The 13,708-nt window shown below is 72.2% G+C and carries 12 protein-coding genes; 6 read left to right on the forward strand and 6 right to left on the reverse strand.

Features of this window, described 5'->3' with window-relative positions; translation table 11 throughout:
- The 5 genes from IE108_RS22255 to IE108_RS22280 all read left to right on the forward strand — a co-directional run.
- The coding region (locus IE108_RS22255; RefSeq protein ID WP_189397736.1) for a sulfate adenylyltransferase subunit 1 at positions 1 to 1,029 on the forward strand (1,029 nt) is incomplete at its 5' end.
- A gap of 237 nt (positions 1,030 to 1,266) precedes the next feature.
- On the forward strand, positions 1,267 to 2,370 hold the full coding sequence (locus tag IE108_RS22265) for an aliphatic sulfonate ABC transporter substrate-binding protein (RefSeq protein ID WP_064730396.1): 1,104 nt from the start codon (positions 1,267 to 1,269) through the stop codon (positions 2,368 to 2,370).
- Between the two features lie 36 nt (positions 2,371 to 2,406).
- The gene (locus IE108_RS22270) at positions 2,407 to 3,201 is read left to right on the forward strand and encodes an ABC transporter ATP-binding protein (RefSeq protein ID WP_064730395.1); all 795 of its coding nucleotides are present in this window, start codon (positions 2,407 to 2,409) and stop codon (positions 3,199 to 3,201) included.
- The gene (locus IE108_RS22275; protein WP_064730394.1) at positions 3,188 to 4,084 is read left to right on the forward strand and encodes an ABC transporter permease; all 897 of its coding nucleotides are present in this window, start codon (positions 3,188 to 3,190) and stop codon (positions 4,082 to 4,084) included. The genes IE108_RS22270 and IE108_RS22275 overlap by 14 nt, the downstream gene beginning before the upstream one ends.
- A gap of 8 nt (positions 4,085 to 4,092) precedes the next feature.
- Positions 4,093 to 4,830, forward strand: a complete 738-nt coding sequence (locus IE108_RS22280; RefSeq protein ID WP_064730393.1) for a sirohydrochlorin chelatase — start codon at positions 4,093 to 4,095, stop codon at positions 4,828 to 4,830.
- Between the two features lie 13 nt (positions 4,831 to 4,843).
- Here the strand turns inward: IE108_RS22280 and IE108_RS22285 are convergent, their stop codons facing one another.
- Positions 4,844 to 5,392 (reverse strand): DUF1697 domain-containing protein, encoded by a 549-nt coding sequence (locus IE108_RS22285; RefSeq protein WP_064730392.1) that lies wholly within the window; start codon positions 5,390 to 5,392, stop codon positions 4,844 to 4,846.
- Between the two features lie 378 nt (positions 5,393 to 5,770).
- Here IE108_RS22285 and IE108_RS22290 point away from each other — a divergent pair, with 378 nt between their 5' ends.
- Entirely contained in the window at positions 5,771 to 8,038 is a 2,268-nt protein-coding gene (locus IE108_RS22290; RefSeq protein WP_064732020.1) for an MMPL family transporter, read from the forward strand.
- A 109-nt stretch (positions 8,039 to 8,147) separates the two neighbouring features.
- On the opposite strand, the gene IE108_RS22295 is transcribed toward IE108_RS22290, so the two are convergent.
- The 5 genes from IE108_RS22295 to IE108_RS22315 form a co-directional block, all read right to left on the reverse strand.
- Entirely contained in the window at positions 8,148 to 9,401 is a 1,254-nt protein-coding gene (locus IE108_RS22295; RefSeq protein WP_064730391.1) for a glycosyltransferase, read from the reverse strand.
- Positions 9,398 to 10,177: a 23S rRNA (adenine(2058)-N(6))-methyltransferase Erm(O) gene (gene erm(O) / locus IE108_RS22300; protein ID WP_064730390.1), complete on the reverse strand. Its 780-nt coding sequence runs from the start codon at positions 10,175 to 10,177 to the stop codon at positions 9,398 to 9,400. Before erm(O) ends, IE108_RS22295 begins: the two co-directional genes overlap by 4 nt.
- Positions 10,178 to 10,512: 335 nt before the next feature.
- Positions 10,513 to 11,820, reverse strand: a complete 1,308-nt coding sequence (locus IE108_RS22305; protein WP_064730389.1) for an ABC transporter substrate-binding protein — start codon at positions 11,818 to 11,820, stop codon at positions 10,513 to 10,515.
- Complete coding sequence (locus IE108_RS22310; RefSeq protein WP_064730388.1) at positions 11,820 to 12,653, reverse strand: carbohydrate ABC transporter permease; 834 nt, start codon at positions 12,651 to 12,653, stop codon at positions 11,820 to 11,822. The genes IE108_RS22305 and IE108_RS22310 overlap by 1 nt, the downstream gene beginning before the upstream one ends.
- Positions 12,650 to 13,597, reverse strand: a complete 948-nt coding sequence (locus IE108_RS22315) for a carbohydrate ABC transporter permease (RefSeq protein ID WP_064730387.1) — start codon at positions 13,595 to 13,597, stop codon at positions 12,650 to 12,652. Before IE108_RS22315 ends, IE108_RS22310 begins: the two co-directional genes overlap by 4 nt.
- Positions 13,598 to 13,708 lie beyond the last annotated feature (111 nt).

Consider the following 13,708-nt stretch of genomic DNA (forward strand, 5'->3'; position numbering starts at 1 on the left):
GTGCAGTACACGCGGAACATGGTCACCGGCGCCTCCACCGCCGAGCTGACCGTCATCCTGGTCGACGCCCGCAACGGCGTCGTCGAACAGACCCGCCGGCACGCCGCCATCGCCGCCCTGCTGCGCGTCCCGCACGTCGTCCTCGCCGTCAACAAGATGGACCTCGTCGACTACCGCGAGCCCGTCTTCGCCGCCATCGCCGAGGAGTTCACGGCGTACGCCACGGAGCTGGGCGTACCGGAGGTCACCGCGATCCCAATCTCGGCACTCGCCGGGGACAACGTGGTCGAACCCTCGGCCGTCATGGACTGGTACGGCGGCCCGACGGTCCTGGAGCACCTGGAGACGGTGCCGGTCAGCCACGACCTCGCGCACTGCCACGCCCGGCTGCCCGTGCAGTACGTCATCCGGCCGCAGAGCGCCGAGCACCCCGACTACCGCGGCTACGCGGGGCAGATCGCCGCCGGCACCTTCCGCGTCGGCGACGAGATCACCGTCCTGCCCTCCGGCCGTACCTCCACGGTGTCGGGGATCGATCTGCTGGGCGTGCCGGTCCAGGAGGCGTGGACGCCGCAGTCGGTGACCCTGCTCCTCGACGACGACATCGACGTCTCCCGCGGCGACCTGATCGTGCCGCGCAAGGACGCGCCGGCCACCAGCCAGGACGTCGAGGCGACCGTCTGCCACGTGGCCGACGCGCCCCTCACCGTCGGCCACCGCGTACTGCTCAAGCACGGCACCCGCACGGTCAAGGCGATCGTGAAGGACATCCCGGCCCGGCTCACCCTGGACGACCTGTCCCTGCACCCGCACCCGGGCCGGCTCGTCGCCAACGACATCGGCCGGGTCACCCTGCGCACCGCCGAGCCGCTGCCCGCGGACTCCTACGCCGACTCCCGTCGCACCGGGTCCTTCATCCTCATCGACCCCAACGACGGCACCACCCTCACGGCCGGCATGGCCGGCGAGTCCTTCGCCTCGCCGGAGCCGGTCAAGGACGAGGCGGACGACGACGGGTGGGACTTCTGAGCATGAACTCACCCGATTTCTACTCCACGTTCGCCAAGGAGGGCGGCCGAGTCGGCAGCGGCACCCTCGGCAGCGGGCAGGGCGGGGTCGGGCGATGTGCGTGCTGACGTACGCGCACCGCTCGCGCGCCCACACCCCCCACCCGCACAGCCGAAGACAAGCCGACCTCCCGGCCACGACCTGACCTCGGACCCACCGACAGGCGTGCGAGCCGGACCAACGAGAGGAACACCTCCCGTGCCTGCCACCACCGCTCTGCGCCGCACCGTCGCGGTCCTGGCCACCCTGCCCCTCCTGGCCCTCGCCGCCTGCGGGTACGGCTCCGAGGCCGAGAAGGACGACGGTGCCAAGGTCGCCGCCGGGGCCGAGAAGACCGACGGTCTGGACTCCGTCCGGATCGGGTACTTCGGCAACGTCACCCACGCCACCGCGCTGGTCGGCAACCAGAAGGGCTTCTTCCAGAAGGCCCTGGGCGCGACCGAGACCAAGTACGCGACCTTCAACGCCGGTCCCTCCGAGATCGAGGCGCTGAACTCCGGTTCCATCGACATCGGCTGGATCGGCCCGTCCCCCTCGATCAACGGCTACACCAAGTCCGGCGGCAAGAACCTGCGCATCATCGGCGGATCGGCCTCCGGTGGCGTCAAGCTCGTCGTGAACCCGGACAAGATCAAGTCGCTGAAGGACGTCAAGGGCAAGCGGATCGCCACCCCGCAGCTCGGCAACACCCAGGACGTGGCCTTCCTCAACTGGATCGCCGAGCAGGGCTGGAAGGTCGACGCGCAGAGCGGCAAGGGCGACGTGACCGTGGTCCGCAGCGACAACAAGGTCACCCCCGACGCCTACAAGTCCGGTTCCCTGGACGGCGCCTGGGTGCCCGAGCCCACCGCCTCGAAGCTCGTCGCCGAGGGCGGCAAGGTGCTGCTGGACGAGTCCACGCTGTGGCCCGACAAGAAGTTCGTGATCACGAACATCATCGTGTCGCAGAAGTTCCTCGCCGAGCACCCCAAGGCCGTCGAGGCCGTGCTCAAGGCGTCGGTCGAGACCAACGAGTGGATCAAGGCCAACCCGGACGAGGCGAAGGCCGCCGCCAACAAGCAGCTGGAGAAGGACACCGGCAAGGCCCTGCCCGCCGACGTCCTCGACCCGGCCTGGAAGTCGATCCAGCTCACCGACGACCCGCTGGCCGCGACCCTCGACGCCCAGGCCGACCACGCCGTCAAGGCCGGTCTCCTGGACAAGCCCGACCTCGCCGGCATCTACGACCTGACGCTGCTGAACAAGGTCCTCGCCGCCAAGGGCAGGCCCGCCGTCGACGACGCCGGACTCGGCGCCAAGTAGAGCCCGGACCCGACCATCCCCCAGGAGGTGACGACCATGGCCACGACCACGACGCTCGCCAAGGCCGACGAAGGCGTCGAGCCGGTCGCGCACGCCGCCCGCATCGAGCACGTCTCGAAGTCCTTCGCGGGCCCCGCCGGACAGCAGCTCGTCCTGGACGACATCACCCTCGATGTCGCACCGGGCGAGTTCGTCACCCTCCTGGGGGCCTCCGGCTGCGGCAAGTCCACCCTGCTCAACCTCGTCGCCGGACTCGATGAGCCCACCAGCGGCGACATCACCACCGACGGCCGCCCCGCCCTCATGTTCCAGGAGCACGCCCTCTTCCCCTGGCTCACCGCCGGCAAGAACATCGAACTCGCCCTGAAACTGCGGGGCGTGCCCAAGGCCGAGCGCCGTGAGAAGGCGGAGGAGCTGCTCGGGCTCGTCCGGCTCAAGGGTGCGCACGGCAAGCGCGTGCACGAGCTGTCCGGCGGCATGCGCCAGCGCGTCGCCCTCGCCCGGGCCCTGGCCCAGGAGAGCAAACTGCTCCTGATGGACGAGCCGTTCGCCGCCCTGGACGCCATCACCCGCGACGTCCTGCACGACGAACTGACCCGCATCTGGCGCGAGACGCAGGTCTCCGTCCTGTTCGTCACCCACAACGTGCGCGAGGCGGTACGGCTCGCCGAGCGCGTGGTGCTGCTGTCCTCGCGCCCCGGGCGGGTGGCACGCGAGTGGACCGTGGGCATCCCGCAGCCGCGCCGCATCGAGGACACCGCCGTGGCGGAACTCTCCGTCGAGATCACCGAAGAACTGCGTGGGGAGATCCGCCGCCATGGCCAGCACTGACACCGCCACCCCGGCCAAGGACACGGGGGACCTCGCCGGCCTCGAAGCGGGCCTCGACGCCCTGGAGACCCGGCAGAAGGTGCGCACGCCCTTCCGGCAGACCTTCACCGAGAAGATCCTCCCGCCCACCGTCGCCGTACTCCTCGTCCTCGCGGTGTGGCAGGCGCTGGTCTCCTTCAAGATCGTCGACGACCCGACCAAGCTGCCCTCTCCCTCGGACGTGTGGAACGTGGTGCGGGACGCCTGGCTCCAGGGCGACCTGCTCGGCTACATCTGGACGAGCGTCTCGCGGGGCCTGTCCGGGTTCCTCCTCGCCCTGCTCATCGGCACCCCGCTCGGGCTGCTGGTGGCACGCGTGAAGGTCGTGCGCGCCGCGATCGGGCCGATCCTGTCCGGACTCCAGTCCCTGCCCTCCGTCGCCTGGGTGCCGCCGGCCGTGATCTGGCTGGGCCTGAACAACTCGATGATGTACGCCGTCATCCTCCTGGGCGCCGTCCCCTCCATCGCCAACGGCCTCGTCTCCGGCGTCGACCAGATCTCCCCGCTCTTCCTGCGCGCCGGCCGCACGCTGGGCGCCACCGGGCTCAAGGGCACCTGGCACATCGTGCTCCCCGCCGCCCTGCCCGGCTACGTCGCCGGCCTCAAGCAGGGCTGGGCCTTCTCCTGGCGCTCCCTCATGGCCGCCGAGATCATCGCCTCCTTCCCCGACCTCGGCGTCGGCCTCGGCCAGCTCCTGGAGAACGGCCGCAACGCCAGCGACATGGCCATGGTGTTCGAGGCCATCCTCCTCATCCTCATCGTCGGCATCGCCATCGACCTGCTCGTCTTCAGCCCCCTGGAGCGCTGGGTCCTGCGCAGCCGCGGTCTGCTGGTCAAGAGCTGAGGTACGACATGTCGACGCCGGTCCTGCTGGTCATCGCCCACGGCAGCCGCGACCCGCGGCACGCCGCGACGGTGCACGCCCTGGTCCGCCGGGTCAGGGCGCTGCGTCCCGGGGTACGGGTCGAGACGGGCTTCCTGGAGTTCAACGTGCCCTCCGTACCGGGTGTGCTGGAGTCCCTGGCGACGGAGGGGGTGCGGGAGGTGGTGGCGCTGCCGCTGCTGCTGACCCGCGCCTTCCACGCCAAGACGGACATCCCGGCGGTCCTGGCGGACGCCCCGGCGCGCCTCGACGTCCGGCAGGCGGAGGTGCTCGGCCCCTCGCCGCTGCTGCTGGACGCGCTGGAGCGGCGGCTGTACGAGGCGGGTCTCACGCCCGCCGACAAGTCCTCGACCGGGGTCGTCCTGGCCTCGGCGGGGTCCTCCGACCCGGAGGCGATCGCAGTGATCGCAGAAATCGCGCGGGAGTGGCGGCGCTCCGGTTGGTGCGCCGTGCGGCCTGCGTTCGCCTCCGCATCCCTTCCCCGCACCGAGGACGCGGTGCGGGAACTGCGCGAGCTGGGCTGCGCGCGCGTGGCGGTCGCCCCGTACGTGCTCGCGCCCGGCCGGCTGCCGGACCGGATCGCGCGGGGCGCGGCCGCGGCCGACGTACTGGCGGACGTCCTCGGCCCCTCCCCCGAGGTGGCGCGGGTGCTGCTGGAGCGGTACGACGCGGCCCGGACGCCGGCTCTGGCGGCGGTCGGGGCATGACGTCCGGGGCCCGCTAGGAGCCGGTCAGCTCGACGAGTTTGACGACGGTGTTCCAGTTGCGGGTGGTGGCGACCAGGCCCTTGGTGACGCGGGGCCGGGCCAGGGTCTCGGCGAGCTTGGAGCGGCCGAGGCCGTCCGGCGCGTACAGGTACAGGGCGCGGTCGCCGAGGCGGAACTCCTCCGGGAGGAAGGACGCCGCCTCGACGGCCGCGAAGCGCTCGGCGTCGACGGGGGCGGAGAAGTAGGTGACGTGCAGCTGCTTGGGCTCCAGTTCGGCGGCCGGGAACGGGCACGCCTCGGCGACGGCCTTCAGGTAGGCGTGGTCGCGCACGATGACGTCCACCGTGAAGCCGAACCGCTTCTCGATCGCCCGCGCGAGCCCGGCGGCCAGGGACTCCTCGTCTCCGCGGGCGGCCGCGAACACCGCCTGCCCGCTCTGGAGATGGGTGCGTACGGCGTCGTGGCCGAGGTCCGTCAGGAGGGCGCGCAGTTCGGCCATCGGGAGCTTCTTCGCCCCGCCGACATTGATCCCGCGCAGCAGCGCCGCGTACGTCGTGGTCATGGGGCACACCCTAGAACGGCCGTCGTGCCCCGTGGGGGCGGGCACGACGGCCGGGTCCGCGCGGCGGCGGACGTGCGCGCCACTCTCGCCGATGGGGTGCGCGCGGTTCAACCACTACGCGCACCTGTGACTTAAACAACAAGTTTACGAAAGACTTTTGGCGCGCTTCCGCGCACCCTGACCCCGCGCGCGGGCGACCCCGGTAGATGTAAGGGGCCGGGATCATCCTCAGCGGTGAGCGGCGGCGGTACGGAGGGATGAGCCGCCGCGGCGGCACGTCACCGAACAGCACGACGCGGCGTTCTTACCCGGCCCATACCTTCGAAGCGCAAGGTGACGGCAGGGGGCCGTCGCCGCTCAGTGGGGGGCAGGCCGGTCATGCGGAAGCGAGACACACGGGTGCGGGGCATAGCCGCACGGGCCGGCGGCTGGAGCGCCAGGCACCGATGGGCCGCCGTCGGCATCTGGATCCTGTTCGTCGTCCTCGCGACGGGCCTCGGGTCGGCGGCCGGCCGGGTCGACGTCAAGGACAGCGACCAGATGGGCGGCGAGACGCACACCGCCGCGCGGATCGTGGAGGACGCCGGGATCGAGGAGCCGGCCGGCGAGTCCGTCCTCGTCCAGTCGAGGGACGGCGGCCTCAGGGCGACGGACCCCGGCTTCCGGGCCGCCGTCACCGCGGTCGTCGAGGCGGTGGAGGGGACCGGCCGGGTCACGGGGGTGACCACGCCGTACGAGGCCGGGACCATCTCGAAGGACGGCCGCAGCGCGCTGGTGCGGTTCGACATGCGGGGGGAGGCGGACACCGCGGGCGACCGGGTGGAGCCGGTGCTGAACGCGGTCGCGGACGTCCAGAAGGAGCACGAGGCGCTGCGGATCGAGGAGATCGGCGGCGCCAGCATGATGAAGACGTTCGACGACGCGTTCGGCGACGACTTCAAGAAGGCCGAGTACTCGGCGGTGCCGGTGGCGCTGGGCATCCTCCTGGTGGCGTTCGGGGCGCTGGTGGCGGCGCTGGTCCCGGTGGCGCTGGCGATCACCGCGATCGTCGCGACGATGGGTCTGATGGCCCTGGTCTCGCACGTCCAGCCGATGAGCGAGACCGCCAACTCCGTGATGCTGCTGGTCGGTCTCGCCGTCGGCGTCGACTACTGCCTGTTCTACCTGCGCCGGGAGCGCGAGGAGCGCGCCGCGGGCCGGGACGCGCAGACCGCGCTGAGGATCGCCGCCGCCACCAGTGGCCGCGCGATCGTCGTCTCCGGCGTCACGGTGTGCGTGGCGATGGCGGGCATGCTGTTCACCGGGATCGCCGAGTTCGAGGCGATGGGCCTGGCCTCGCTGATGGTGGTCGCGGTCGCCATGGTGGGCTCGGTGACGGTGCTGCCGGCGCTGCTGTCGCTGCTGGGCGAGCGGGTCGAGAAGGGCAGGGTCCCGTTCCTGCGCCGGCGCCGCGAGGGCGGCGCCGCCGAGGGCAGCCGGTTCTGGACGGCGGTGCTGAACCGCGTCCTGGCCAGGCCGCTACTGGCCGCGGTGGTGGCGACCGGCGCGCTGCTGGCCGTGGCCGCGCCGGCGATCGGCATGAAGACCGAGAACCTCACGCTGGACCAGGAGTTCGGCGACTCGCTGCCGATCGTGCAGACGTACAACCGGGTCAACGAGGCCTTCCCGGGCGGCTCCGACCCGGCCGAGGTGGTGGTGAAGGCCGACGACATCAACGCGCCGCGGGTGCGGGCCGCGATCGCCGACTTCCGGGAGCGGGCGGTGAGTTCGGGGGCCTCGCGCGGGCCGGTCGACATCACCGTGCACGACGGGCAGAACGTCGCCCTGGTGTACGTCCCGCTGGTCGGCGGGTCCGACCAGGACAAGGCGGGCGAGAGCCTGGAGACGCTGCGGGACGAGGTGCGTCCCGCCACCCTCGGCAAGGTCGACGGCGTCGAGGCGCCGATCACCGGTCAGGTCGCCGGCTCGAAGGACTTCAACGACCAGCTGGTCGGCTCGGTGCTGCCGGTCTTCGCCTTCGTGGTGGCCTTCGCCTTCCTGCTGATGCTGCTGTCCTTCCGCTCGCTGACGGTGGCACTCACCTCGATCGTGCTGAACCTGCTGTCGGTGGGCGCGGCCTACGGCATCCTGGTCGCCGTCTTCCAGCACGGCTGGGGCGCGTCGCTGGTGGGCGCGGAGGGTGTGGGCGCCATCATCACGTGGCTGCCGCTGTTCCTCTTCGTGATCCTGTTCGGCCTGTCGATGGACTACCACGTCTTCGTGGTCTCGCGGATCCGCGAGGCGCGGCTGCGCGGGCGGAGCACGGGGGACGCGATCCGGCACGGGGTGGTCACAACGGCTGGGGTCGTCACCAGTGCGGCCGTCATCATGGTCGCGGTGTTCGCCATCTTCGGGACGCTGTCCATGCAGTCCATGAAGCAGATGGGCGTGGGCCTGGCGGCGGCGGTGCTGATCGACGCGACGGTCATCCGGGGCGTGCTGCTGCCGGCCGTGATGTCCCTGCTGGGTGAGCGCAACTGGTACCTGCCGAAGTGGCTGCACCGGCTGCCCGACCTCACGCACGACGAGTCTCCCGAGGCGGTCGCGCCGGCCGTCCGGGACGACGAGGGCGAGCGCGGGCAGCGGGGTGAGCGGGTGGGGGTGTGAGCGAGTGGGGGCGTGAGCGGTCGGGGGCGTGAGCGGCCCTCGCGGCGGCGGGCCCGCCGGTTCCCGGGGAGGAACCGGCGGGCCCGCCGCGGCGGTGCGCGGGGTGGGGTCAGGCCCGTGCTGCGGCCAGCCGCTCCTCGATCAGGTCGGCGGCCCGCCGGGTGCCTCCCTCGTGGACCGTCTGCCGCTGGATCTCCGCGAGCCGCCGGGCCACCTCCGGGTCGTCGACCAGGGCGAGGGCCGCGGTCCGCAGCGCCTCGGCGGTGGCCTCGTCGGTGGCCAGCTGCCGGGCGACACCGAGCCCCTGGAGCATGCCGGCGTTGCCGAACTGGTCCACGGCCTGCGGTACGGCGATCATCGGCGTGGCGGTCGCCAGTCCCTCCTGGCTGCCGCCGGCGCCCGCGTGGGTGACGAACAGGTCGGCCTGCTGGAGGATCGCCAACTGCGGCACCCAGGAGCGCACTTCCACGTTGTCCGGCACCTCGCCCAGCTCGGCCGGGTCGACGTGCCGGCCGATCTGGAGCACCGTGTGCCAGCCGGGCAGCTCACCGAAGGCCTTGACGCACTCCCGGTAGAAGCCGGGCTGCTTGGTGAAGGCCGACCCCAGGGAGACCAGCACGACCTTCTCGGCGCCCTCGGGACGCGTCCACTCGCCCTCGGCGGTGCGGTCGCCCTGGCAGGCACCGACGAAGGTGTACGTCTTCTCGTCGACCCGCTCGGCGTTGGGCTGGAGGGCCCTGGGGATGAGCACCAGGGAGCGCTCGGGCCGGCCGACGAAGGGGTCGGGGTGCGTGGTGATCCCGTTCTCCTCCAGCCAGGCCCGGAAGCGGGCGTAGTACGCCCGGCCGCGCTCGGTCTTCCGCGGCTCCTCCCACATCGGCTCGGCGACCTCCTGCTCGTACCCCTCCCAGGCGACCATGCAGGGCGAGAGCGAGACGACCGGCACGTCCCAGCGGTGGCCGAGGACGCGGGCGGTGTAGGAGGCGATGTCGTGCAGGACGAGGTCCGGCTCGTCTCCCGCGTAGGCCTCGGCGAGCTGCGGCAGCGCCTGGATCGCGTCGTCGAGGAACGGCTCCACGTTGTCCAGCAGGGTGCTCCCCCAGGCCTCGGGGTCGGCGTCGGGGCCGGGCAGGGTGCTGTTCCAGAGCTTGGGTTCGGCGCCGGCCTCGGCGACCTTGTCCGCGAGGAGCGGCGGGATCGCGTACGTCACCCGGTGTCCTCGCGCGACGAGTTCGCGGATCACCTCCAGGCTGGGGTTCACGTGGCCGTGGGCGGCGATGGAGAACATGGCGATGTGGGCGGGACTGGTCATGCGACGACCGTATGCGAGACGAAACGTATCGTGCAATTCTCGTCGGGTCATGCCGCCAGCTCCCGGTGCAGTCGCAGCCACGCGCCGGGCGGCACCTCGCCGACGAGCGCGCGCGGATCGAGCCGGGCGGCCCGGAACGCGGCGTCCACCCGGCGCGCGGGCCGGGCCCGCCGCAGGGAGGCGTGCAGCGAGCCGCCGACCCCCGAGAAGCCCAGCTCGACCAGGTCGTCCCAGCTACGGCGGGCGGCGCCGGTGAGCAGCGGCGCGGACCGGCGTTCGAGGCGCAGGATCCCGGCGTCGACCCGGGGCGCCGGGCGGAACCGGTACCGGCCCACCCGGCCGGCCAGGCGCCACTCGTGGTCCGGCCAGCTCCGGATGGTGAGCAGGGTCCAGCGGCCGTAGTCGCCGGTGCGTTTACGCGCGTACTCCAGCTGGGTGATGAGGGTGGCGTCGGTGAGCGCGGGCGCCGCGAGGCACCAGTCGACGATGTCCGCGGTGCGCGAGAAGGGCACGTTGCCCGCGAGGGAGAACGGGGCCCGCGGCGGCCGGGCGGCGAGGAAGTCGCCGCCGACGACGCGGACGTGGGGGGCGTGCGCGAAGCGGGCGCGGAGGCCCGGCAGCAGCCGGGGGTCGATCTCGTAGGCGTGCAGTTCCCGGCTGCGGCGGGCCAGGGGCCCGGTGAGTGCGCCCTTGCCGGCGCCGACTTCGAGCAGGAGCGGGGGCCGGCGGGTGTCGGGGGCGGCGAGCCGGGCCACGCGCTCGGCGGTGGCCCGGTCGGCGAGGAAGTTCTGCGAGAGCGTGCGGGCACGCTGGGTGGGGCGGGCCATGGCCTGCGGTCCTTGTCTTCCGTGAAGGGGAAAAGGGCAGCCGAAGGCCCTGACCGGAAGACGAAGGCGAAAGGAGTACGCGGGGGCTCAGCCCCGCCGCGGGATGGAGGACGCGGGCCGGCACCTGACGTGCGCGGGCGTGCCGTCCCTCAGCGGCGGGGGGACCCCGGGCCGGTCAGGGCTCCGGAGCCGCGACGCCTCCTGATGGAGTGCGTGCAGCCCCGGCCGGGACCGGAGTTGAAGATCGCGTTGAAAGCTGCCACGGAGGTGACGCTAGGCGGCCGCCCGCCGGACGGGCAACGGGTTTTCGGCGCGGCCGCCCTGGCCGCGCGCCGTCAGCGCTGGTACCGGGCGAGCACCAGGTTGCCGTCCTCCTCCAGTCTCCCGCGCAGCTCGGCCATGCCGATCGCCCCGCTGTAGTACTCCTGGAGCGCGGGGGTGGCCACCTTGTCCTTCCACTCGGCATAGCCCCGGACGGACTGCGCGGGCGCCGAGCGCAGGTGGCCGGCGAGCGCGGTGCCGGTGGCCCAGCCGTCCTCGTCGGTGTGCAGGGCGGGGTCCTTCAGCGCCCGCGTGCCGGTGGGCAGCATCCAGTCGCCGAGGGCGAGGCGCACCATGTTGTCCGGCTGGAGGAGGAAGTCGAGGAAGGCGACGGCCTCCTTCTTGTACGGGGTGTCCTCGGCGATCGACAGGGTCTGCGGGCTGACGCCCTGCGCGAGTCCCTCGGTGCCGGCGGGGGCGGGCAGCACCTGCCAGTCGAATCCCTCGGGGGCCTGCTGCTCGATCTGCTGGCGGTAGGAGAAGCCGAGGGGGACCATCGCGTACTTGCCCGCGAAGAAGCCGGGCAGGGTGTCGGAGCCGCCGCTGCCCAGGGTGTCGGACGAGGCGCTGCGGTCCGTCCCGACCTGGTCGTGGACGGTGCGGGGCATCACCTCGTCGCCCTCCTCGAAGCGGACGGTGACCTTGCCGTCGGCGTCGCGGTGGAACATCCGGCCGCCGCTGGACAGGGAGAGGTTGAGCGTCGCGGAGACCGGCTCCTTCAGGGGCCAGGCGACTCCGTACCTGCCGTCGCCGCTCAGCCGCTTCGTCACCTGCCGGAACTCCGCCCAGGTCCAGGGGTGTTCCGGTGTCGGGACGCGGACCCCGGAGGTGCGGAGCAGATCGGCGTTGGCGATCAGCACCCGGGGTTCCTGGAGGAACGGCACGCCGTAGACGCCGTCGCCGAAGGTGACGGTCTCCCAGCTCCGGCCGGGGATGTCCGACTTCAGCCGCTCGGGCAGCAGGCCGGACAGGTCGGCGAGGTAGCCGCCGTAGGCGAAGTCGGCGAGGTCGTCGGAGGCGTCGTGGATGATGTCGGGCGCCTCGCCGCCCTCGAAGGAGGTGAGGAGCTGGTCGTGGACGCTGTCCCAGCTGCCCTGCACGTACTCCACCCGGACGTCCGGGTGGGTGGCGTTCCACTCCCGGACCAGTTCCTTGTTGGCCTCGACCGACTCCTCCTGCCAGGCCAGGGACTGGAAGCGCAGGGTGATCCGGCCGTCGTCGCGGCCGTCGCCGCCCGGGGAGCAGCCGGCGAGCAGCAGGGCGAGGGCGGCGAACAGGGTCGCGGTGCGGGTGCCGGTACGGGTGCGGGTGCGCGTGCGCATCAGCTCTTCACCGCCCCGGCGAGCATGCCGCCCGTGATCCGGCGCTGGATCAGCGCGAAGATCACCAGCGAGGGCAGGGTCGCGAGGAAGGCCGCCGCGGCCAGCGGGCCGAGGTCGGCGACGCCCTCGGCGCCGATGAAGTGGGTGAGGATCACCGGCAGGGTCTGCCTCTCGGGTGTCTTCAGCAGGATCAGGGCGAAGAAGAACTCGTTCCACGCGGTGATGAAGGCGAACAGGGCGGTCGCCACGATGCCCGGCGCGAGCAGCGGCGCGGTCACCGAGACCAGGGTCCGCAGCCGTCCGGCGCCGTCGACGGCGGCCGCCTCCTCCAGCTCGGCCGGTACGGCGCGCACGTATCCGGTGAGCATCCACAGCGCGAACGGCAGCGACCACACCACGTACACCATCACCAGGCCGGGCACGGAGTTGATGAGTCCGAGGTTCTTCAGGACCAGGAAGAGCGGGATGATCAGCAGGACGAAGGGGAAGGCCTGGCTGACCACGACCCACCCCGTGACGGCCCGGCCGAGCCGGCCACGGCGGCGGGCCATGACGTAGGCCATGGGCGTGGCGACCAGGACGGCGATCACCGCGGCGCCGAGCGCGGCGGCCAGGGAGTTGAGCGCGGCCTGGAGCAGGGGCTGTTCGTCGAAGGCCTGGCGGAAGTTGTCGAGGGTGGGGTCCCGCGGGATCCAGGTGGGGTGCAGGCTGCCCAGTTCGCGCGCCGGCTTGAACGCGGTGGAGATCAGCCAGAGGAACGGGAACGCCAGGAAGACGAGGTACGCGAGCAGCGCGGCGTACTGGCCCGCGCGGGCCGTGGTCGAGGTCCTCACGCCTCGTCACCTCCCGTGGATCCGCTCCTGAGCCGGCCGGCGAGGAAGACGGCCAGGACGATCGAGATCACGGCGACCATGACGCAGCCCATCGCCGCCGCGTAGCCGAACTGCCCGTAGCGGAAGGCCTCCTCGTAGGCGAAGAGCATGGGTAGCCGGGTGCGGCCGCCGGGCCCGCCGTTGGTGAGCACGTAGACCAGGGCGAAGGAGTTGAAGTTCCAGATGAGGTTGAGCGCGGTGATGGAGAGCGCGATCGGTCTGAGGGCGGGCCAGGTGACCGTGCGGAAGCGGCGCCACGCTCCGGCGCCGTCGACCGCGGCGGCCTCGTGCAGCTCGCGGGGGGTGTTCTGGAGACCGGCGAGCAGCGCGACCGTGGTCTGCGGCATGCCGGCCCAGACGCCGACGACGATGACGGCGGGCAGGGCGGTGCCGAGGCCGCTGAGCCAGTCGTGGCCGCCGCCGAGGCCGAGGTCGCGCAGCGTCTCGTTCAGGATGCCCGCGTCCGTGTTGTAGACCAGGCGCCACATGACGCCGACGACGACCTCGGGCATCGCCCAGGGGATGATGGCGAGGGCGCGGGCCAGCCAGCGCAGGCGGAGGTTCTGGTTGAGCAGCAGGGCGAGACCGAGTGCGAGCAGGAACTGCGGCACCGTCACCCCGGCCGCCCAGACGAGCCCGATCCGGAAGGACTCCCAGAACAGCGTGTCGTGCAGCAGGTCCTGGAAGTTCAGCGTGCCGATCCAGCGGGTGGGCTCGGTGCGGCCGGACTGGGCGTCGGTGAACGCCAGCAGGATGCCGTAGAGCAGCGGTCCGACGCTGAGCACCAGGATGGGGATCAGCGCGGGCAGCACGAGGAACCAGGCGCCGTGGTCCGGCGCGCGCCGGCCAGGCCCGCTGCCGGGCGCAGGACGCGCCGGCTTCCTCGACTCGGTCACCAATGTCACGTAATCAGCCCCTTTGCGCTGCTCGGACGGGCTCCGTCATGGTCGTGAAGTGACCGCGGCCCGTCAAGAGCCCGCGCACGCGCCCCCACCTGTGTGAATGCGACACTGGCC

Origin of the sequence: Streptomyces parvulus (assembly GCF_014648855.1) — a bacterium.
Lineage (GTDB): Bacteria > Actinomycetota > Actinomycetes > Streptomycetales > Streptomycetaceae > Streptomyces > Streptomyces parvulus.